Here is a 256-nt window from a genome sequence, read left to right as displayed (position 1 = left end):
CAGCACTGGTTATCACGACGACCGGGCTGACCGATGCATTCGGAGATAACACCGCCGACGTTCTCACGGCGATCGACGAAGCCCGCGAACTCATGGCGCGCAAGGAGCTCGTGCTGCGCCCGAGCGGGGAGGCGGACCTTCCGAAAATCCTCGCGCGGCGGCTTTTCGAGCCCATCCCGGCCGGGGTGGCCACTCGCGTCGCCAAGAACTACGCCGACGCCGCCGAAGCGGCCTTCAATAGCGGTCTGGACCTGCC

1 protein-coding gene is annotated in these 256 nt (G+C 66.8%); it reads left to right on the top strand.

Annotated elements, in window-relative coordinates:
* Positions 1 to 256 (top strand): hypothetical protein (locus AAEY62_RS23425; RefSeq protein ID WP_350636849.1); only part of this gene is annotated, 256 nt, incomplete at both ends.

It is taken from the genome of Pseudoalteromonas sp. GW168-MNA-CIBAN-0100 (genome assembly GCF_040309225.1).
GTDB lineage: Bacteria > Pseudomonadota > Gammaproteobacteria > Enterobacterales > Alteromonadaceae > Pseudoalteromonas > Pseudoalteromonas arctica.
The sequence above is the reverse complement of the archived record's forward strand: the minus strand, read 5'-3'. Positions and strand labels throughout refer to the sequence as shown.